We start from the raw sequence: 21,432 nt of genomic DNA on the forward strand, positions 1-21,432 counted from the left end.
GCGGTTTGTGTGGTATTTACCTTCTACTCTTAATGATTTCTGCCAATAATTTCTTGGCACGAAGCAACTTAATTTTTACATTACTTAGGGGTTCATCAATCTTGGTTGCAATTTCCTGGTAACTCATTTCCTGAAAATAACGCAACTGTATCACCTCTTGATAATGGGGTTTCAATTCTTTAATGAATTGCAGTAATCGGGAAAGATTTTGTTCCGTTATCAATTCATCTTCCGCAGATGGAGTAGTATCAGCAATATTGTAGGCTTGCTGGTCGTGTTCATCGGTAATTTCTACAAAAAGACTCGATTTTTTTTTCCGCAATAAATCGATATGAACGTTTTTTGCAATAGCAATAAGCCAGGTGTTGAACTGGAATTCCGTATTGTAAGTGGCTATTTTATCAAAAGCTTTCGAGAACGTCTCAATGGTGATATCTTCGGCATTGGTTTCGTTTTCGGTGCGTTTCAGCATAAAACCATATACTTCATTCCAGTAATGATTCAACAGAAAAGTGAAGGCAACTTGATCGCCTTGTTTTGCTTTTTCTATCTGTTCGTTTATTTCCAATGGACTGGTTTTGAGAATGTATTTGTTAGAAAAATATTGATTTGAGTAAATAGCAATACCAATTCAATTATTGGATACCAATATACAACATCTTTTTCTTTTAATTTGCCTGCCGAAAATCCGATGACAATCCATGTTACAAGATACCGAAGCGCAATTAAACTAAGCACTAATATCCATTGGAATTGAAAAGACAGCAATACAATGGGCAATAAAATGAATAACAATTGCGAACAGTAAAACAGACCTAATTGTAATTTATCAAAAGGTTTGTAATAATTTGCCGTAGCCACATGTCGTCTTTTTTGAATCAGCCAGTCTTTGTAAGTTTTTTTTGGTCTGGAAAGCGTAATGCTTTCCGGCGTGAAAGCAATAGTGGTATTTCTAGCATTTGCCGCCTGGTTTACAAATAAATCATCGTCACCGGAACGAATTTGCATGTGATCAATAAAACCATTTACATTGAAAAACTCTTCTTTTTTATACGCTAAATTTCTTCCTACACCCATGTACGGATGTCCTGTTTTTGCCCAGGAAAAATATTGAATCGCGGTTAACAAAGTTTCAAAACGAATTATTTTATTCAGGAAAGAGTTGGCAATTTTTTCATATTTCCCATACCCCAACACGATAGTTTTTTGCATCGTAAATTGAGAACTCATGGCTGTTATCCAGTCCTTTGAAGTGGGATAACAATCCGCATCAGTGAATAATAAATACTCTTTTTTTGCGGCTTTTATTCCTAATGTCAACGCATATTTTTTGTTTCCCCAAAAGGCTTCGTTGTTTTGTACTTTTACCAAACGAATATTTGGATATTGTTTTTCAAAACCTTCAAAAACAGCCAGAGTAGCATCACTTGAGGCATCGTCAATCAAGACAATTTCAAAATCCAGATAGTTTTGTTCCGCCAGTAAAGGGATAAAATTTGCTACATTTTCTTCTTCGTTTTTGGCACAAACAATAACTGAAATGGGGATTCTTTTTGGTATTATTTTTTGGATTTTGGCGAAAGCAAATTTCCCAAAAATACCTAGATAATAAAAAATTTGAACCGCAATAATAAAAATAAAAAAGTAAAGAATTAGTATAAGCATCTGAGTTTAATGAGTGTTTAAATCCCCGATCCCGAAGCTTCGGGACGGCAGGGTGCAAAGGTATGATAGAATTATGAATTGTAAATTATAAATTATGATTTTTAAAAGAATTTTTAGTAGGCATTTCTTCATCTCATTTGCAACTGCTATTGACTGAAAATATTTTGTTTTTTCTAACTCAGAAATGATGTTTTGATGGTTTTTTTCGTCTCTGTTATGAGATGATTTTTCTGTGACTTGAATTTCAGTTATTTCAATTTCAAAGGCGACAATACCGCGAGTTTGCATCATGGTTTTTTTTAGATAAATCTGCTATACGAATCGGGTTTTCAGAATTCTGTTCGTATTATCGACCACTTTTTTTTAAGGATTCAATGATTGCCTCGCCTTCAAGAATTTTTATTTTTGTAGATTTCTAGAATTACATTTTAGGATTGGTTTTTTGAGAATTAGGAATAGGGATTAGTACAACGATTTTAAAATTTATTGGAGTAATGCCTAGCGCCTATATCACATTTACTTCGGCCTCAATATGGATGCCAAAAATTTTAAAAATAGTGTCCTGAATATCTTTAGAAACATTCAAAATTTCCTGTCCGGTTGCATGGCCATAATTCACTAAAACTAGCGCTTGATTTTTATGAATTCCGGCATCGCCAAAACGTTTTCCTTTGAAACCGGCCTGTTCTATCAGCCATCCAGCAGGAACTTTTACTTCAGTTTCTGAAATATCAAAATATTTCATTTCAGGAAATTTCTTGTAAATTTTTTCGAAATCGGATTTTAACAGAATCGGATTTTTAAAGAAACTGCCACTGTTTCCCAATGCTGCCGGGTCGGGTAATTTGCTTTGTCGAATGGTAATTACAGCATTGCTGACGTCCTTTAAAGTAGGATTGGTGATGTTGTTTTTGGTTAATTCAGCCGAAATATCGCCGTAAGAAGTATTGATTTTATGGTTCTTTTTAGTCAATTTAAAAACAACTGATGTAATGATGTATTGGTTTTTTATTTCGTTTTTGAAAACACTTTCCCGGTAACCAAAATGACATTCGTCCTTTGTGAAAATTTTTATTTCCTGATTTGCTACCGTCATTGCTTCACAGGAAACAAAAGTATCTTTGATTTCAGTTCCGTAAGCACCAATGTTTTGGACCGGCGTAGTCCCTACATTTCCGGGAATTAGCGACATGTTTTCTAATCCTCCAAAATTTTGATCGATGGTCCAAAGCACAAATTCATGCCAGTTTTCGCCCGCCTGACTTCTGACCCACACAAAGTCTTCGTTTTCTTCAAGGATTTTTTTGCCTTTCAAATCGATATGAATCACAAGGGCATCAATGTCTTTTGTCAAAAGCATGTTGCTGCCTCCTCCTAAAATAAATTTTTGCTGCGTTTTATTTTCTTGTAAAACAGTTGTCAAATCCTGTATAGAATGAATGGCGACAAACTGTTTTGCTTTGGCTTCGATACCAAAGGTGTTGTATTTTTTTAAAGAGAAATTAGGTACTATTTCCATAAAAGAAAGGGCGTTTTGTGTTGTTGAATCCTGCACCAAAAGTAAGGATTAAAATTTAGTTGCATACGTTTTCATCCAGATATGCATCATAAACAACGGCATTATGTACGGCGTCATTCTGGTGTCGCCTTTTTGTAAATTCATTATCAGTTTCTGGATGTGAATATGTTCAAAATAAGGGATTTGAAACAGATCACTTTTTGCGAAAGACTCTAGTTCGTCTTTAAAGGCGGGACTCTTTGTGATATAATCGCCCCAAGGCGCACTCAAACCTACTTTTCTGAATTTCAGAATTTCATTTGGTAAACGTTCTTCCATTGCTTTTTTTAGAATGAATTTCCATTTTTTTCCTGAGAAGAGCCACTTGTCATCCAATGATCCGAGACCAACAACTAATCTTGGGTCCAAAAATGGTTCTCTACACTCAATGGATGCGCCCATTGTACAGCGATCGTTCCTGTCCAGAAGTGAGCATAAATAGGTGTGTTGGTCAAAATAAAGGGCTTGTCTCCGCAAGTTATCTGGATACAAAGATTTTGCTTCTTTGTAAATTTGTTTCCGGTATTCGTTTCCTGGAGGGGTATTGATTCCAAAAGTTTCCGCAATATCATTTGGATAAATAGTAGAGCCATTGTAGATAACTAAATCTGATTTTTTACTAATTTTAGCATAACGCATTAACTTCTCGTAGCGTGGTTTTTTTGTAAAAAAATCTAGATTTCCAATGGCTGCAATAGAATTCAATAATGAGGGATATTGGAGGGTTTTGTAGCGTACATAACCACCCATTAACTCATCAGCACCTTCGCCGGAAAGCAATACTTTTACAGAAGGTTTTGCCATTTGAGATACCGCTAAAAGGTGCGGTTCACTCAAATGCATGATGGGTTCATCCTGAAAATAAGTGGAACTTAGTAACTGATTATAAAGATTTTCATCCTCTAATTGCATGGTGTGAAATCCATAATTGAACTTCTCGGCCAGGATTTTTGCCAGATGCGCTTCATTGTGTTCTTTCTCTTTGAAACCCATATTAAACGTCTGGATGCCGTTGTATTTCTGGTGGTGTAACGAGGCTAAAATAGAGGAGGAATCCAGTCCACCACTCAATAAAACACCTACAGGCACGTCACTTACCATGCGCATTTTAACAGAATCATCAAAGGTTTCCCGAAACCATTCGACCGGATTTTTTATTTCAGGGTGGTTTCGAATTTCATTTTTTAGATTCCACCACTTTTCTGTAGTGGTTTTTCCGCCTTCCTCAATGGTCATGCTATGGCCAGGTAATACTTTTTTTATATTTTGGTACAGCGTGTTTTCTCCAGCTACAAATCGGTTAAAAATGTATTCTTCCAGTCCGTCTTGTGCCATTTTTAGCGGAACTCCAGCGGTGAAAAGAGCTTTTTGTTCCGATGCAAAATAAAAGGTTTCGTTATAAAATGAATAATATAGCGGTTTAACGCCCATTCTGTCTCTTGCAAGAACCAGCTTTTTTTCTAATGTATCCCAAACAGCAAAAGCAAACATACCATTTAGGCGGTGGAGCATTTTTAAACCGTACAATTGAAATAATTTCATCAAAACCTCCGTGTCTGAGGTCGTTCTGATATCAAATCCATTACTTTTTAACTCTGGATAAAATTCTTTGTAGTTATAAATTTCGCCATTATAAATGAGTACATATCTTCCGTCTTCGGATAGGAAAGGCTGGTGTCCAGCTACTGAAACATCCAAGATTGAAAGTCTTCGGTGTCCAAAACCAATATTATTTGCTAAAAACAATCCTTTGTCATCTGGGCCGCGATGTTCCAGAGAATCCCGCATATTAGTAAGAACGCGTTCGTTTACTTTTTTCTGAGATTGTAAATGCAAGATTCCATTAATTCCACACATAATTAATTGGATTGATTTTGGTTGATTAATTCGTGGTATTTATGGGCAATAATCTTCATGTTAATACTATAATCAGCATTTTTTTCAACAATTTTTCTGTTCATAGAAACAGCTTCGTTTCGGTATTTATCGTTTTCAAATGCCCAAATTAATTCTTCGGCAAGTTTATTGTAATCATCTACGGGGACTAATTGACCGTTTTTTTGGTGCTCGATCCAGCTTTTATTTCCAGGAATAGCACTTACAATTGGATAACAATTAGTTGCCATTGCTTCAAATAAGGATGCAGAAACGCCTTCCGTAATAGGCATACTGATGTAGATATTAGATTCTTGCAATAGTTTTGGTAATGCTGTATTTGCAACCCTTCCGGTAAAATTGACTTTATTCTCGATGTTTAATTTTTTTGCTAACTCTTTTAATTTAAAGAGTTGGGTTCCGTCTCCTAAAATAATAAGTACGAAATCTATCCCTTTTTGGTTCAAAATAGCAAACGATTTTAAAATAATGTCATGTCGGTATTCCGGTAGCAAAGAACGCGTCACGATGGCGCATATTTTTTCTGGATTGGCAGTGTTTTGATTGCCAAATTGTACCAAATCAATACCCTTTGGTAATACTAAAACCTTGGTCATGTCAACTTTTGCTTCCAGCATCGAAATAGTCATCACCGGTCCCCAAGCATGAATTAAATCGGCTTTTTTGAAAGCGTAATGCTGAATTATTTTTTTTAACGGAAGTGAGATAGAGTTTTCAGGCCACAAATCTGTTCTGCCTTGTTGTGCGATTGCAACTGGTTTTACTCCGGATAATGCAGCTAGAAAGCCGTAACTGGTGGTTCGTTCCGCAATTACCATATCCGGTTTTTGGAATTGAATAAGTTTTTTGATTTTGAAAATAGCAAATTTAAATTCGAAAATCCGTAGTATTCGGTTCTTAAAACTATCGCTGGGCGTTTTCAATTCCCATGTGATAATTTCGAAATCACCAAATTCCTTGAGTCCATTCATCCAGGTGATGGCATCGGCTCTGTAGGATTCCCCCAAAAAAAGTATCCTTCTCTTTTTTGTCGATATCATTTGAATTACTCGGAAGTTAAGGCTCGATTGATGAAATCGTTCAATGGTTTTAGCACAATCAGTTTTTGACTCATTACGGCAACAAAATCTTTTTTGGCAGCTGCCGAAAAATCAATTTTCTGTGAAGACTCAAAACTCTTTAGTTTTAATAATTCAATAGCCGGATGTTCTTTTTCGTACCCTCGTGGCGGGTTTTTCAGAGTATTTTTTTCATTACGATCAAAGTCGTTAAATTCTTTTTTGAAATCTTTCTTCTCAAGAATAGCTTCAAGATCCTCATGAAAAAATGCTATTTCTTTGCGCATTTTTTTTAAATCATCGGATTCCGGGCAGTACAATCCGCCGGCAATAAAACTCGCTCCTTTTTCCAGATGAATGTAATAGCCGGAACGATTCAGCCCTTTGGCACCAGACGAAAGCCAGATTCCCAAATGCGATTTGTAAGGCGTTTTGTCCTTAGAAAACCGAATGTCGCGATTGATTCTGAACGTACAATTTTTGACTTCTAGCATTTCCAGCGATGGATCCAAAGGTTTCATCGCGTCCAGTAAATCCCCAACTAGTTGTTGGTAGTCTTTCTTGAACCTTTCGTAGCGTTTTTTGTTTTCCAGAAACCAATCCCGATTATTATTGGCTTTTAAATCATCAAGAAATTGTAGTGTTTCTTTTGAAAGCATCTTGTACTATTGTATTTGTTTTCTTAATTCTTCTTCGCTAATGAAACCGGATTTTATCCATTTTACTGCTGCTTTTTCATACAATAATAGAGTAGGAAGTTCACTGATTTTCATTTCGGTCATTAAGGTTTTATTTTTGTCGGCATCCAATCGTATAATGGTTACGCTATCTGCTAGTTCAGTTTGCATTTTTGTGATGTAGGGCGTCATTTTTTTGCATGGCGCACACCATTCCGCATAAAAACTAACCAATACTTTTTTATCAGAGTCTACTGATTTATTGTAGTCCTGCAAAGTCATTCCAGTGATTTTGTTGCTTGGTTTAGACAGTCCTGCAGCGTCCCATTTTAATATTCCGCCTTGTAATTGATAAACATTTGTAAAGCCAAGTTCTTCTAGTTTTGCAACGGCACTTTGACTTCTTCCGCCGCTTTTACAGTACACGAAAACAGGTTTTGTTTTGTCCAGTTTTTCGGTTCCAGCAACAAAGCTGTCTCCTAGCCAATCTACATTGACGGACTTGTCGATATGATCTGACGAAAATTCCGCAGGCGTTCGTACATCCAAAATTTGCGGGTTTGGAGTTGCTGCGATTATTTCTGCAAAGGCTTTTGAATCAATATTTTTGATTTCTTTAGAATTTTGCCCGTTGCACGATAAAACAACAAAGCCAATGATTGCCTGGAATATCGAATGAAATTTCATTGTAATCGAGTTTAAAATTGAAGATGCTAAATTAGGTATTTTTTGAATTTTTAGATCTTATAAAGTACTAAATAAAAGTTATAAGTTGAAAATTTTATAACTCTGATGGGTCGATTTTAGAATAACTTCCGTACGTTCCGAATGGGTATCTGAAATGAAAAGTTGCCCAAAAGTATCGCTGTTTACCATTTCGATTATTTTGGCCACACGACTTTCGTCTAATTTGTCAAAAATATCATCAAATAACAGAATTGGTTTTACACCGCTTTGTTTTTTTAAAAACTCAAATTGCGCTAATTTTAAAGCAATCAGATACGATTTTTGTTGGCCTTGCGAGCCAAATTTCTTTATTGGATGTTGGTCAATTTCAAAGGCCAAATCGTCTTTATGGATTCCTACACTCGTATAATGTAACGCTCGGTCTTTATTGATATTTTCCTGTAAAAGGGTCAACAAGTCTTTTTCGAATAAATGGCTTTCGTAAACGAGTTGCACGGTTTCCTGTGAACCCGTTATAGCTTGATGATGGGTATTGAAAATAGGAATGAATTGTTCTATAAATGCTTTTCTTTTTTCGAAAATATAATCTCCAAAACCGTTGAGTTGCTCATTATATATGGAGAGCGTGTCCGTATCGAAAACATGATTTAACGCAAAATATTTCAACAAAGCATTGCGCTGACTCATTACTTTCTGGTATTGAATGAGTTGCTGTAAATAGTGGGAGTCCAGTTGCGAAATCACACTGTCCATGAATTTCCTTCGGGTTTCGCTGCCTTCCACAATCAAATCCCTATCGGCTGGAGAAATTATCACCAAAGGAATAAACCCAATATGATCTGAGAATTTGTCGTAGACTTTGCCGTTGCGTTTCAATATTTTTTTCTGTCCTTTTTTAAGACTGCAGACAATTTGTTCCGTTCTTTCGTTTTTTTCAAATGCTGCATCAATAACGAAAAATTCCGCCCCATGTTTGATATTTTGTACCGCCAATGGATTAAAATAGCTTTTTCCGTACGATAAATGGTAGATCGCATCGAGCACATTTGTTTTACCAATACCGTTTTTGCCTACAAAGCAATTTATTTTAGTGTCAAAATCAAAATTGGCTTCGGAGAAATTCTTATAATTGAACAGTGAAATTTTTTTTAAATACATGGGTAAGGCTTGCTGGTATTGAGAACTTTGCTGTTTTTAAATGGGTTTTTCAAAGTGGGTGCAAATTATTGAAAAATATTGATAAAACCTTCTTTTCTGTTTTTTCTCTGAGAATTATTTTGTCTTTGGAAACAAAGAATCTTCTAAGATATTTTTTTTAAATATAAAAGCATATTTTTTGTGTGGGTTTGAATAAAAATTTTATTTTTGCGACTCACTAAATTAAATTTAAATGGCTACTTACAATAAAAGAGGATATAAAGCACCAAAAGAAAAAGAAACAAAAGACGGGGTTGAAGCAGTAGTAGTTGATGATAAGGACAGTACAACAGCAGAAGTATTTTCTAAATTAGATCAAACCGCCACAATAACGGAGGATTGGGTAGCTAAAAACCAAAAAATTATTATTGGATTAGTTGCCGCGGCTGCCCTATTTACTATTGGATATTTAGCTTACCAAAGATTTATTGCTGCACCACAACAAGATGAAGCCGCTAATGAAATGTTCGTGGCACAACAAAATTTCCAAAAAGCAACCGATGGAGTTGCAAGCGACTCCTTATATAAGTTGTCTTTGAATGGTTCAGAAGGTAAATTTGGATTCCTGAAAATTGCAGATGAATATTCTGGAACTGATGCTGGAAATTTAGCTAATTATTATGCTGGAATTGCCTATTTGAATACCGGAAAATATACTGAAGCGATTGATTATTTAGGTAAATTTAAATCGGATGATATTGTTTTAAGTGCGTTGGCAAAAGGAGCAATTGGAGATGCTTATTCTCAAAAAAATCAACCAAAAGAAGCGTTAGAGAATTATGTAAAAGCGGCAGGATCTAATAAAAATGATTTTACAACACCACGTTTCTTATTGAAGGCCGGAAAAACAGCTTTGGCTCTAGGAAATAAAGAAGAGGCATTGAAATATTTTACTGACATCAAAGAAAATTATGAGGGCGCTCCAGAAGCTGCTTCAGTTGACGTTTTAATAGGATTGGCACAATAATATAAAAGTTAATAGTCACAGTTTTTAGTTTCCAGAAACTGCATACTGCGACTGTGACTGAAAACTAAATAAGATGGCTACCGAAAATAAAAATTTATCCGAGTATGACAAAAATATGGTTCCAGACGCGAAAAAATTTCGTTTCGGAATTGTAGTTGCAGAATGGAATGACACCATCACCGAAGGGCTTTTTGATGGGGCGTTCAAGACATTATTAGAAAATGAAGTTCCTTCCGGACAAATCATACGGTGGAATGTTCCAGGGAGTTTTGAACTTGTCTATGGAGCCAAAAAAATGTTGCAAACTCAAAATGTGGATGCTGTTATTGTTATAGGGTGCGTCATCCAAGGACAAACCAAACATTTTGATTTTGTGTGTGAAGGCGTTACGCAGGGAATAAAAGATTTGAATGTTCAAACGGATGTTCCGGTTATCTTTTGTGTTTTGACAGATAATACTATGCAACAATCAATTGATAGAAGCGGAGGAATTCATGGAAATAAAGGGACTGAAGCAGCTATTGCTGCTATAAAAATGGCTTATATCCGCCAGCAGGCTTCTTTGAATCATCAGTTCGATAACCAACAGTTACTGTCTTCCGGTGCTTTGCAAATTGAAAATTTGCCATTGGAATTAAAAGAATAAGAATAAAAATTTATAATTATTTAACCTATACTATTGCATAAATAGTATAGGTTTTTTGTTTTATTTATGATTAAATACGCTACCATTCCCCGTAGAAATTCATTAAATTTGTGCTTCTTGGTTTTATAATAAACTATTGTCGCCCGGAGAAGTCTATACTGAGCGAAGTCGAAGTACAGTCAAAGGGATAAACTTTAAACCTAATTTTTTTAATGTCGAGTATAATTCAATTACTTCCGGATCATGTTGCCAATCAAATTGCTGCTGGCGAAGTCGTTCAAAGACCTGCTTCGGTAGTCAAAGAATTGCTCGAAAACGCGGTAGATGCCAGAGCAACGGATATCAAACTAATTATTAAAGATGCCGGAAAAGCATTGGTTCAAGCCATTGACAATGGTTTAGGGATGAGTGTTACTGATGCGCGTTTGTGTTTTGAGCGCCATGCTACCTCCAAAATCCGTCATGCCGAAGATTTATTTTCACTGCATACCAAAGGGTTTCGTGGCGAAGCATTAGCATCTATTGCGGCAATTGCCCATGTGGAAATGAAAACCAAACAAGATCAGGAAGAACTTGGAACCCATATTATTGTTGAAGGCAGTAAATTCGTATCTCAAGAGGTAGCTGTTTTGCCTAAAGGAACTTCATTTGCCGTGAAAAACTTGTTTTTTAATATTCCAGCACGACGGAATTTCTTAAAGTCGGACACCGTAGAATACCGCCATGTAGTGGATGAGTTTCAGCGTGTGGCTTTGGCTCATCCAAAAATACATTTTACATTTTATCACAACGGCAGTGAAATGTTCAACTTGCCTCCATCAACTTTACGACAACGAATTGTGAATATTTTTTCAGGTAAAACCAATGAAAAATTAGTTCCGGTTCAGGAAGAAACTGAAATTGTAACAATTCAAGGATTTGTAAGCAAACCAGAATTTGCCAAGAAAAATCGTGGAGAACAATTTTTCTTTGTCAATGACCGTTTTATAAAAAGCGGTTATTTGCATCATGCGGTTATGGCTGCCTATGACGGAATCTTGAAAGACGGTGCGCAGCCCAGTTATTTTTTATATTTGTCAGTGCCACCCAACACTATTGATATCAATATTCATCCCACTAAAACGGAAATTAAGTTTGATGACGAACATGCTTTATATGCTATTTTACGATCTTCGATAAAGCATAGTTTGGGCCAGTTTAATGTGGCTCCAGTGTTAGATTTTGATCGCGATTCAAATTTAGACACTCCGTATCATTACAAAGATTTAGAAGGTGCGACACCGACGATTCAGGTAGATGGCAACTTCAATCCGTTTTCTGAAGAAAAACCCAGTAAGCAATTTTCCAGTTATAGAAAACCAGAACCAACCGCTAATTGGGAAAGTTTATACGTAGGCTTAAAACAGGATACGGATGAAATAGGGCATTTGACTTTCGAAAATGAAGAAGTTACCTCGTCTTTATTTAATGACGAAGAAGTGGAGCATTCTGTTCATAAAACGTATCAAATACATAAAAAATATATTGTTTCCTCCATCAAGTCCGGAATGGTAATTGTCGATCAGCAGCGGGCACACCAACGTGTCTTGTATGAGCAGTTTTTGGTCAATATGACGGTTAATCAAGCCTCAAGTCAGCAGTTATTATTTCCTTTGAACCTATTTTATTCGTCAAGCGAAATGGAGCTTATCGGGGAATTACAATTATCATTAATGAATACCGGATTTGTTTTTGAAGAAAATAATACCGATCATATTGTTATTTCAGGAATACCGGTAAATGTAACGGAGAGTGAAGTTTCACTGGTTTTAGAACAATTATTAAGTGATTTGCAGGACGGAATACCAGAAAGTAGTTTCAGCCAGAACGATACGATTGCCAAATCGATGGCCAAAAGTTTAGCCGTGAAAACAGGAACACACCTGACAGAAAAAGAACAGGAAAATTTGGTCAACGGACTTTTTGCCTGTAAAGACCCAAATGTTTCCCCATTCTATAAACCCACTTTCATCACTATGCGTGTGGAAGATTTAGATAAAAAATTTGCATTATGAGAAACGTTACTGAAACCGTAAAACAATTAATTATTATCAATGTATTGTTTTTTGTAGGGACACTGATTATAAAAGAGCCCGCCTATAAAATATTAGCATTGTATTTTCCGGAAAACCCAAGTTTTCAATTGTGGCAACCGGTGACGCACATGTTTATGCATGGCGGTTTTATGCATATTTTTTTCAATATGTTTGCGTTATATTCTTTTGGATCTGCTTTAGAGCAAATGTGGGGAAGTAAGAAATTCTTGTTTTTCTATATTTCCTGCGGATTAGGTGCAGCGTTGTTGCATACCGGAGTCAATTATTACTATTTTCAAGACGGATTGAATACGCTAATGGCTAATGGTTTTTCTAAACAAGAAATTTTGCAAATTTTGAACGAAGGTAAGATTGATACCAGATGGCAGGAGATCTTAGCGGTTTCTGATTTTCAGAATTTCACAAGTGCCTATGTAGGTACTGCAGTGGGAGCCTCTGGCGCTATTTACGGAACGATAGTAGCCTTTGCCTTTATGTTTCCTAATGCTGAGTTGTCTTTGATGTTTATTCCTGTACCCATAAAAGCAAAGTATTTTGTTCCGGGTTTAGTGTTAATCGATTTGTACCTGGGTATTTCAGGAAAATCAATTTTTGGTGGTGGCGGAATTGCCCATTTTGCCCACGTTGGTGGCGCCTTATTTGGTTTTATTATTACGTGGTACTGGAAGAAAAATCAGTTCAATAAGAACCGTTGGAATTAAAAGTCTAACAGCTTTTAAAGTAGTATATAACCTAAACAGCAGCTCTTAAATCCCAATTAACTTATGATTATTATCGACGACCTGAAATTACAATACAAAATGGGAGGAATAGTGACTCAGCTACTCTTTTGGAATGTCGCTTTGTTTGTGCTTCCGTGGTTGTTTTTTGCACTTTTATCCGTGTTGAGTGTCCATATTGATTATGTTCAATATGTGAGTTTGTCGTCTAATCCGTTGGATTTGCTCTGGAAACCATGGTCGTTGCTTTCGTATGCTTTTTTTCACAGCGGCATCATGCATATTGTTTTTAATATGATTGTTTTGAATTTTTCAGGCAGATTGTTTTTGACGTTTTTTACCTCCAAACAGTTGTTGGGCTTGTATCTTCTGAGTGCCATTTTTGCGGGGATTTGTTATATTCTGGTGTTTTATGTTTTAAATATCAATGCGCCAATGGTAGGGGCTTCAGCTGCTATCATGGGTATTTTAGTAGCTGTTACAACTTATTATCCGTTGATGAGCGTACAGCTTTTGATTATTGGAAATGTCAAATTATGGCATATAACCGCTGTAATTATTATTATTGATTTGATGCAGCTGCGTTCCGAAAATATGGGTGGACATATTTCTCACCTTTCCGGAGCTCTTTTTGGTTTTATTTTTATTAAATTGCTTCAAAATGGAACGGATTTAAGTACAGTTGTATCTCGTAGTTTAGATTTTTTCACAAATTTGTTTCGTAAAAAACCTACTACACCGTTCAAAAAAGTACACAAAAATTACCGTAAACCTGTTGAAAAAACGGCTTCAAAAATAATTGAAAAAGATAAAGCACAGCAACAGATTGATGAGATTTTAGATAAAATCAGCCAGTCCGGTTACGATAGTTTGACTAAAGAAGAGAAAGAGTTCTTGTTTAAAGTAGGTAAATAAGCTTTTTCAAGTGGTTAACATTTTTGTTTAAATAATAAAATATAGAAAAAAATGAAAAATCTTTCATGGTTTAACAAAGGAATGTTTTTTTTGAACATAGTCCTTACCCTTGTGACTTTTACTGCCTATGTTTTGCCTTTTCTAGCCCCTAAATCGTTTCCTTTTTTGTCAGTTTTGACACTTTTTATGCCTCTTTTTTTTATATTAAACGGCTTGTTTTTTATGTATTGGGCCATACAATTCAAAAAACAGTTGATTGTATCGGGTTTAGTATTATTGATTGGCATTACTTTTATAAATAAATTCTATAAGTTTTCAGCACCGGAAGTAATTAAAGAAGAAAAAGATTTTACTATAATGAGCTACAATGTGCGCTTGCTAAATGTTTTTAAGTGGATCGATAGAGATGATGTGCCCTCAGATATTTTAAACTTTATAAATGATAATAATCCAGATATAGTGTGTATTCAGGAATTTTCATCTTCGGGTAATATTGATTTAAAGGTATATCCACATCGTTATATTTTTATGAATGGCGATAAAATTAAAACAGGACAAGCAATATTTTCAAAATTTCCAATCCTTAATCAAGGGAAAATAACGTTTCCTAACTCCAGTAATAATGTGATTTTTGCTGATATAAAAAAAGGAAAGGACATTATCAGAGTCTATAACATGCATTTACAATCTATCAAGATTTCTCCCGATGTGGATGAAATTGATGAAAATATTGAGGTCATTAATCAACAAAAATCGCAAATGCTTTTTATCAGAATCAGCAAAGCGTTCAAACAACAGCAACAGCAAGCAGAGATTTTTAAGGAACACAAAATGAAATGTACTTACCCTACAATTATTTGCGGAGATATGAATAATAGTGCGTTTTCTTACGTGTACCGTAACATAAAGGGCAACATGAAAGACAGTTTTGAAGAAGCCGGAACCGGTTTTGGAGAGACGTATAAATTCAGGTATTACCCGGCCAGAATTGACTATATTTTTGCCGATGAGAAAATGTCAGTAAAGAAATTTGAAAACTTTCCTCGATTTATTAACTCGGATCATTTTCCTATTATGGCACGATTGTCTTATGAGTAGCAAGTAGAGAAGTGCTTTATTTGATAATCAATTCTTGTTTTTTTAAATAATCCATCGCGTATTTTCCTTCATTAAACAGCAAGTCCAGAACACTCAAATTGTTGATAAAACCATGTTTGTCATCAAAAACCTGTGTGTAGTTTTCAAATTCTGAAAGATCTTTTTTTCCGTTGACCAAAGCTCTTAAGTCGGTAATTATCTCGATATCAACCTCATGAAAGTATTCCGTGGTTGTAGTATAATCCAGTTTTATTCGGAAACATTTGGATAGAAGGGCTACAATTTCAAAATTTAAATCCAATAAAAATAGTTGTTTTTTTTCAAAAATGGGACGAATGTCATCTTCAAAATATTCAAAAAAAGGAGAACTTCTGTAGGCGGCTTCCAATGATTTGAAATGCTGTTTTTGCCAGTCAAAGTCGGTTTCAATTTTGATGTCTTTAGTTTTTTGATGACTTTCTTTTGAATGCTTCACGGGAATATTCAACAGCTGAATCCCATTGGGACTATAAATATAAGTGCGGTTGCGATTGGTTTGTTTCTGAAAATTATCGGCAACCTCAAAGGTGATGCTCTCCGATTGTACCATGGCAGCAAAATTGCTAATCGAGGGGAAGTACGTTGGGTGTATGAGAATATTCATATTTGTCTAAAGTTTTTAAAGTTATAATGTCCAAAGTCATAAAGTTAGATTAGATCCTAACTTGATGACTTTGGACGTTTGAACTTTGGACTAATTTTTCGCCTCTTTTCTTTTTTTCCAAAAATATTCTCCTACGAAGAAAATAACGAGTCCTAACAGGAATAATTTAAAATACGACTGCGGTTGCCCTTCACCGCTAACCGTTGTGAAAACCCTGTCCCAACGAATACTCCAGTTTTTAATTCCATCATTGATTCCTTTAATACTCATCCAGATAAATATAGGTTTCCCTACAATGTGATTTTCGGGTACAAATCCCCAATAACGACTGTCTTCAGAGTTATGACGGTTGTCTCCCATCATCCAGTAATAATTTTGTTTGAAGGTGTACTCTTTAACTACTTTTCCGTTTAGTCTTATTTCGTTTCCAGTTATTGTAAGTTTATTAGCATTGCCATTCTCGTCTTTTTCATATGTTGTAATAATTCTTTCGTAAAAAGGAAGTGATTTCAAGTTTAAAGCAACTGTTTTTCCCTCTCCGGGAATATAAATTGGACCAAAATTATCTCTTGTCCAATTCTTTTGATCATCGCCACTGTGAGGGAAAATATCATAAGTCTCCTTAATATTAATGACAGATTTTTGTTTTTTTAGTATTTCAACAATATCTTTTGTCAGATTTGCAATAAGAATTTTATTTCCAGCTATTTCCCTTATATAAAATTGTTTCGATTCTTTAAGTCTGGAAATCATGTTTAGAAACTCTTCATCCTCAATTTTTTCACTGTATGTAAATTCATAAGAGAAACGAGTATTTGTTGAATCAACGATTTTTTGTACATCATAAACTCCTGAAATACTTTTTAATTTTAAAGCCATCTCATCCGTAAGTGCAGGAAATGACAAGCTGTTTTTGTCTGTAAAGCCGCCCGTATCCCTATTATAATCGTTTAATTCTGAAAATAAAGATTGATAATCTATATTTTCTGAAGCACGAATCTTAGCAGTATACGAAAATTGAGGTTTGGCTCTTTCAGACAATTTCAATTCTTTTCCATCAATATAAACAATTCCATTTTTAATATATAGATTATCTCCAGGAACGCCAACACAACGTTTGACATAATTTGATTCTTTATCGATCGGTTTAATTACACCCGGGATTCCTTTTGGTTCAAAAAAGTAATGAACAGTATCTACTGGCCAGTTGAACACAACAATATCCGTACGATCAATATTCTGAATTCCAGGCAATCTCATATAAGGCAATTGTGGCCAAGTCAAGTATGATTTGTTTTTTGTCAAAGGAATAGAGTCGTGTACCATTGGGAATGCTACTGTGGTCATGGGAACTCTTGCGCCATAATTCATTTTGCTTACAAATAGAAAATCACCGACTAATAAGGATTTTTCTAAGGAGGAGGTAGGGATGGTATACGGTTGAATGAAATAGGTATGAACAACTGTGGCTACAATTACAGCAAAAAGCAAGGAGCTAATAGTGTCTGCCGTTTTGTTTTCAGGACTAAGGTTTCTGTCAGCATTATAATTTAATTTTTGGGTATAATTAATGTAGTATATATATAATCCAAAAGTAATTATTCCCAGAAAAGTATCTAATCCGGATCGTTTTCCAAAACTGCGTAGCGTTTCTACCCAGATTACCGGAAATACAATGAGATTGATGATTGGAATAAATAGCAATACAGTCCACCAAGTGGGACGTCCTATTATTTTCATTAAAACAATTGCATTGTAAACAGGAATAGCGGCTTCCCAACGTTTTCTGCCGGCGCTCACATATAGTTTCCAAGTTCCTAAAAAGTGAACAATCTGGACTAGCAGAAAAAATACAAACCATTGGTATACTGACATAGTTTTTTGTTTAAAGTTTGAGATTTAAGATTGTTTCGCTAGAAATGTACTCAAACAGGTGAATAATTTTATTTTAATTCTAATACATCTTTCATTGTGAAAACGCCTTGCTTTCCTACAATCCATTCAGCGGCAATGACTGCCCCAAGCGCAAATCCTTCACGATTGTGCGCGGTGTGCTTCATTTCGATTGCATCCACAGCAGAATTGTAATTAACGGTATGCGTGCCAGGTATTGTACCAATTCTTTTTGCTTTTATAGGAATTTGTTTTTCCAGTTCGTTTGGGCTCAAGTGATTTGCTTCCGGTTTTTCTAAGGTCCAGTTGGTGTAGGAACTATTTGCAAGTATTCCGTTGGCCAATGAAATAGCAGTTCCGCTAGGTGCATCCAGTTTTTGGGTATGATGAATTTCTTCAATCGCTACTTTGTACGTGTCAAATTTCGACATGATTTTAGCCAGATATTCATTGAGTTCAAAGAAAATATTTACTCCTAAACTAAAGTTAGAACTGGAAATAAAAGCGCCTTTTTTTTGATTACAAAGTGCCACCATCTCCTCATACTGTTCCAGCCATCCTGTGGTTCCTGAAATAACGGGCACATTGGCCTGGAAACAACTGGAAATATTGCTCACTGCAGCAGTTGGAACACTGAAATCAATTGCCACATCAGCTGCTGAAAGTCCATCAAAAGTGTTCTTTTCCTCTTTTTTCAAAACGATTTCATGCCCTCTTTCCAGTGCAATCCGTTCAATTACCTGACCCATTTTTCCGTATCCTAAAAGCGCAATTTTCATTTTTTATTTTTTTTTGAATAGTGTACAATTCCTATTAGTAGTAATCCTATTAAAAGACCGGCGATAAAACCAGAAAAGAAATCATTCATTCGGATCGAATCAAACGCTTTAATTTCTGAATAATTCACTAAGGTGAGCAGCAGTAAAACGGTAGTGAGGATAAAAAAATATTTCTTTCCTATTTTAGTACCTAATAACATAAGCAGCGGTTCTTTTTTTTGTATTTAAGCTTTCCGGTTTTGTGTCTAAAACTGATAATTAAATGTTAGTCCTACATTCGTCTTAAATGTTACATTATCTGGATAAAGAGCGGGTCTTACGGATAAGTTTTCATCAACATTAAATTGTAATAAAGCTGCATCTACATTCGCATCAAGAATATTCAGGGCGTAAAAGGCAATTGTTATCAAAGCGGACAAATCACGATTTCGCTGGTAAAATTTTTGGCCGGCAATTAATCGATTGTTGTCTAAGAATGCTAAATCGTCAGTGGTGTAGCCTTCTAGGCGACTTTTATAGGCGTCTCTGTATTGGTGGTACTTTTTATTACTGTCGATGTAAAAGTACAGACTGGTTCCTATGGCGCCATAAACCAGCGGTATTTTCCAGTATTTTTTATTGTAAGCCTGGCCTAATCCGGGTAAAATTGCAGAGAAAAAAGCAGCTTTTGCTGGGGTCAACGGATCAATATCATTTGATTTCAAAGTGTCTTTTGCTACCAAAACCGCCTCTGTTCCCGTTTGGGAAAAAACAGTGTGATTTCCTAAAGTGAAAAGGAGCAGACTTATGAAAATGATTTTATGCACTATTCGTTTATTAGTTTAATGATTCTTTTGAAGTCTTCTTCAGAGTGAAATGGAATTGTGATTTTTCCTTTACCATTTCCGGCTACTTTCACATCGACTTTAGTTCCAAAATAATTTGTAAAAACGCTCTTTTGAGTATCTGCAATTTCAAAGGATGCAGTTTTTGGTTTTCCGGCGACTTTAGGTTTTAAACTTTCCTGATAGTTTTTTACCAAAGCTTCCGTATCACGAACCGATAGATTTTGACTGACAATTTTTTGATAAATATCAGTTTGAATATCCTGGTCTTCAATATTGATTATCGCACGACCGTGACCCATACTGATAAAACCATCTCGAATTCCGGTTTGGATTATAGGATCCAGTTTCAAAAGCCTCAAATAATTAGCAATAGTAGAGCGTTTTTTCCCTACTCGCTCACTCATTTGTTCCTGAGTCAGTTGAATCTCATCGATCAAACGTTGGTAGGATAAGGCAATCTCAATAGGATCTAAATCGTGGCGCTGAATATTTTCGACTAAGGCCATCACCAGCGATTCGTTGTCATTTGCAATCCGAATGTACGCAGGAACAGTAGTCAATCCCACAAGGGTAGAGGCACGAAGACGGCGTTCTCCTGAAATCAATTGGTATTTATTGAAATCTAGTTTTCTAACAGTGATTGGTTGAATAACACCTAATTCCTTGATAGAAGTTGCTAATTCCCGCAATGATTCCTCATTGAAATTGCTTCTGGGCTGGAACGGATTTATTTCAATAGCTTCAATATCAAGCTCAATAATGTTTCCTACAACTTTATCGGCATTTTTATCATTTACGGATTTTATATCGTTTTCCGGATCTTTCAATAACGCAGATAATCCTCTTCCCAGGGCTTGTTTTTTTAGTGCTTTTGCCATAAAACTATTTGCTGTTTTTCTTTATAACTTCTTGAGCTAGATGCAGGTAATTGGTAGCTCCTTTGCTTGTTGCATCGTAGTTTATAATGCTTTCGCCAAAACTAGGCGCTTCACTCAATTTGACATTTCTTTGAATAATAGTATCAAAAACCATGTCGTTAAAATGTTTCTGAACCTCTTCAACCACTTGGTTTGACAAACGCAAACGGGAGTCAAACATGGTCAATAATAATCCTTCGATATCTAAATCCGGATTGTGAATTTTTTGGATACTTTTTATGGTATTCAGTAATTTCCCTAGTCCTTCTAATGCAAAATATTCACACTGAATAGGAATAATTACGGAGTCAGCAGCCGTCAACGCATTTAAGGTAAGTAATCCCAATGATGGCGCACAATCTATGATGATATAGTCGTAATCGTCTTTGATACTTTCTAATGCTAGTTTAAGCATATATTCTCTATTCTCCTTATCGACTAATTCAATTTCAATAGCAACAAGATCAATATGCGATGGAATCACATCCACGTTTATAGCAGAACATTTTATGATGGCCTCTTTTGGTGTGTGACTGTGTTCTAAAATTTGATACGTACCTATTTCTACGGATTCCACGTCAATACCCAATCCTGAGGACGCATTGGCCTGAGGATCAGCATCAATAAGCAATACTTTTTTTTCTAAAACACCCAATGAAGCAGCAAGATTAACTGACGTAGTAGTTTTGCCAACTCCTCCTTTTTGATTAGCAATCGCGATGATTTTGCCCATTTATTTTTCTAAATTTTGAACCGTAAAAATACAATTATTTATGGTTTCTAAAAATCTATTTTGTTAACATTTGTTAATGCTTGATTAGTCGCTATTTGACCATTCTTGTTTTGAAAACGAATTTCATTTTATGGGAGCTATTTCAGCTGTGCACTACAATCCCGATTGTTCGGGACTTGAGTTGCAATGTGGGCTAGGGGAAGTTGTGCATTCATTCTGCTTTGAAAAAATATTTTTATTTAGATTTTTATATTGATTTTCCAACTAAATAATTTTAGTTCTTAATTTCAGTAATAGTTTTGCTAAAGCAAAAAATAATGCTATCTTTGCACCCGCTTACGGGGTGTAGCGTAGCTCGGTTATCGCGCCTGCTTTGGGAGCAGGAGGCCGCAGGTTCGAATCCTGCCACCCCGACAAAAGCCGAACAAGTGTGTTCGGCTTTTTTTATTTTATAAATATGT

General features: G+C 35.6%; 21 protein-coding genes and 1 tRNA gene. 7 read left to right on the top strand and 15 right to left on the bottom strand.

The features are described 5' to 3' along the window. Nucleotides 1-16 precede the first annotated feature (16 nt). The 9 genes from EKM02_RS07005 to recF all read right to left on the bottom strand — a co-directional run bounded on the left by EKM02_RS07005 (nucleotide 17) and on the right by recF (nucleotide 8,699). Nucleotides 17-568, bottom strand: a complete 552-nt coding sequence (locus EKM02_RS07005) for an RNA polymerase sigma factor (RefSeq protein WP_126453609.1) — start codon at nucleotides 566-568, stop codon at nucleotides 17-19. Further along, nucleotides 559-1,665: a glycosyltransferase gene (locus tag EKM02_RS07010; RefSeq protein ID WP_126453611.1), complete on the bottom strand. Its 1,107-nt coding sequence runs from the start codon at nucleotides 1,663-1,665 to the stop codon at nucleotides 559-561. The genes EKM02_RS07005 and EKM02_RS07010 overlap by 10 nt, the downstream gene beginning before the upstream one ends. 6 nt (nucleotides 1,666-1,671) lie before the next feature. Continuing rightward, nucleotides 1,672-1,956, bottom strand: coding sequence for a hypothetical protein (locus EKM02_RS07015; protein ID WP_126453613.1), 285 nt, complete (start codon nucleotides 1,954-1,956; stop codon nucleotides 1,672-1,674). Between the two features lie 214 nt (nucleotides 1,957-2,170). Further along, complete coding sequence (murB, locus tag EKM02_RS07020) at nucleotides 2,171-3,184, bottom strand: UDP-N-acetylmuramate dehydrogenase (RefSeq protein WP_126453615.1); 1,014 nt, start codon at nucleotides 3,182-3,184, stop codon at nucleotides 2,171-2,173. A 48-nt stretch (nucleotides 3,185-3,232) separates the two neighbouring features. Continuing rightward, complete coding sequence (gene asnB, locus EKM02_RS07025; protein ID WP_126453617.1) at nucleotides 3,233-5,080, bottom strand: asparagine synthase (glutamine-hydrolyzing); 1,848 nt, start codon at nucleotides 5,078-5,080, stop codon at nucleotides 3,233-3,235. A gap of 2 nt (nucleotides 5,081-5,082) precedes the next feature. Then, entirely contained in the window at nucleotides 5,083-6,159 is a 1,077-nt protein-coding gene (locus EKM02_RS07030; RefSeq protein WP_126453619.1) for a glycosyltransferase, read from the bottom strand. 5 nt (nucleotides 6,160-6,164) lie between these two features. Further along, nucleotides 6,165-6,836 carry a DUF2461 domain-containing protein gene (locus tag EKM02_RS07035; protein ID WP_126453621.1) on the bottom strand — a complete coding sequence of 224 codons (672 nt, stop codon included), beginning with the start codon at nucleotides 6,834-6,836 and terminating at the stop codon, nucleotides 6,165-6,167. 6 nt (nucleotides 6,837-6,842) lie between these two features. Then, on the bottom strand, nucleotides 6,843-7,541 hold the full coding sequence (locus EKM02_RS07040) for a thioredoxin domain-containing protein (RefSeq protein ID WP_126453623.1): 699 nt from the start codon (nucleotides 7,539-7,541) through the stop codon (nucleotides 6,843-6,845). Between the two features lie 78 nt (nucleotides 7,542-7,619). Continuing rightward, nucleotides 7,620-8,699 (bottom strand): DNA replication/repair protein RecF, encoded by a 1,080-nt coding sequence (gene recF / locus EKM02_RS07045; RefSeq protein WP_126453625.1) that lies wholly within the window; start codon nucleotides 8,697-8,699, stop codon nucleotides 7,620-7,622. 232 nt (nucleotides 8,700-8,931) lie between these two features. Between recF and EKM02_RS07050 the strand changes: the two genes are divergently transcribed. From EKM02_RS07050 to EKM02_RS07075, 6 genes are all read left to right on the top strand, one after another. Next, entirely contained in the window at nucleotides 8,932-9,705 is a 774-nt protein-coding gene (locus tag EKM02_RS07050) for a tetratricopeptide repeat protein (protein ID WP_126453627.1), read from the top strand. A gap of 73 nt (nucleotides 9,706-9,778) precedes the next feature. Then, nucleotides 9,779-10,351 (top strand): 6,7-dimethyl-8-ribityllumazine synthase, encoded by a 573-nt coding sequence (gene ribH, locus EKM02_RS07055; protein WP_126453629.1) that lies wholly within the window; start codon nucleotides 9,779-9,781, stop codon nucleotides 10,349-10,351. Between the two features lie 212 nt (nucleotides 10,352-10,563). Continuing rightward, complete coding sequence (gene mutL, locus EKM02_RS07060; protein WP_126453631.1) at nucleotides 10,564-12,405, top strand: DNA mismatch repair endonuclease MutL; 1,842 nt, start codon at nucleotides 10,564-10,566, stop codon at nucleotides 12,403-12,405. After that, on the top strand, nucleotides 12,402-13,148 hold the full coding sequence (locus EKM02_RS07065) for a rhomboid family intramembrane serine protease (RefSeq protein ID WP_126453633.1): 747 nt from the start codon (nucleotides 12,402-12,404) through the stop codon (nucleotides 13,146-13,148). Before mutL ends, EKM02_RS07065 begins: the two co-directional genes overlap by 4 nt. Nucleotides 13,149-13,211: 63 nt before the next feature. Continuing rightward, nucleotides 13,212-14,081 carry a rhomboid family protein gene (locus EKM02_RS07070; protein ID WP_126453635.1) on the top strand — a complete coding sequence of 290 codons (870 nt, stop codon included), beginning with the start codon at nucleotides 13,212-13,214 and terminating at the stop codon, nucleotides 14,079-14,081. 51 nt (nucleotides 14,082-14,132) lie between these two features. Beyond that, nucleotides 14,133-15,179, top strand: coding sequence for an endonuclease/exonuclease/phosphatase family protein (locus EKM02_RS07075; RefSeq protein ID WP_126453637.1), 1,047 nt, complete (start codon nucleotides 14,133-14,135; stop codon nucleotides 15,177-15,179). Between the two features lie 16 nt (nucleotides 15,180-15,195). Here EKM02_RS07075 and EKM02_RS07080 read toward each other — a convergent pair whose 3' ends face one another. The 6 genes from EKM02_RS07080 to EKM02_RS07105 all read right to left on the bottom strand — a co-directional run bounded on the left by EKM02_RS07080 (nucleotide 15,196) and on the right by EKM02_RS07105 (nucleotide 20,971). Next, nucleotides 15,196-15,822, bottom strand: coding sequence for a WbqC family protein (locus tag EKM02_RS07080; RefSeq protein WP_126453639.1), 627 nt, complete (start codon nucleotides 15,820-15,822; stop codon nucleotides 15,196-15,198). A gap of 90 nt (nucleotides 15,823-15,912) precedes the next feature. Then, on the bottom strand, nucleotides 15,913-17,697 hold the full coding sequence (gene lepB / locus EKM02_RS07085) for a signal peptidase I (protein WP_126453641.1): 1,785 nt from the start codon (nucleotides 17,695-17,697) through the stop codon (nucleotides 15,913-15,915). A 68-nt stretch (nucleotides 17,698-17,765) separates the two neighbouring features. Then, complete coding sequence (gene dapB / locus EKM02_RS07090; RefSeq protein ID WP_126453644.1) at nucleotides 17,766-18,494, bottom strand: 4-hydroxy-tetrahydrodipicolinate reductase; 729 nt, start codon at nucleotides 18,492-18,494, stop codon at nucleotides 17,766-17,768. A gap of 245 nt (nucleotides 18,495-18,739) precedes the next feature. Continuing rightward, nucleotides 18,740-19,300, bottom strand: coding sequence for a DUF5683 domain-containing protein (locus EKM02_RS07095; RefSeq protein WP_126453645.1), 561 nt, complete (start codon nucleotides 19,298-19,300; stop codon nucleotides 18,740-18,742). After that, nucleotides 19,300-20,199, bottom strand: a complete 900-nt coding sequence (locus EKM02_RS07100) for a ParB/RepB/Spo0J family partition protein (protein WP_126453647.1) — start codon at nucleotides 20,197-20,199, stop codon at nucleotides 19,300-19,302. The genes EKM02_RS07095 and EKM02_RS07100 overlap by 1 nt, the downstream gene beginning before the upstream one ends. 4 nt (nucleotides 20,200-20,203) lie before the next feature. Next, nucleotides 20,204-20,971 carry a ParA family protein gene (locus tag EKM02_RS07105; protein ID WP_126453649.1) on the bottom strand — a complete coding sequence of 256 codons (768 nt, stop codon included), beginning with the start codon at nucleotides 20,969-20,971 and terminating at the stop codon, nucleotides 20,204-20,206. 339 nt (nucleotides 20,972-21,310) lie between these two features. Between EKM02_RS07105 and EKM02_RS07110 the strand changes: the two genes are divergently transcribed. Next, nucleotides 21,311-21,385 (top strand) — tRNA-Pro (locus tag EKM02_RS07110). The last annotated feature ends 47 nt before the right edge of the window (nucleotides 21,386-21,432 follow it).

The organism is Flavobacterium sp. RSP49 (assembly GCF_003968735.1).
In the GTDB taxonomy this organism is placed as follows: Bacteria; Bacteroidota; Bacteroidia; order Flavobacteriales; family Flavobacteriaceae; genus Flavobacterium.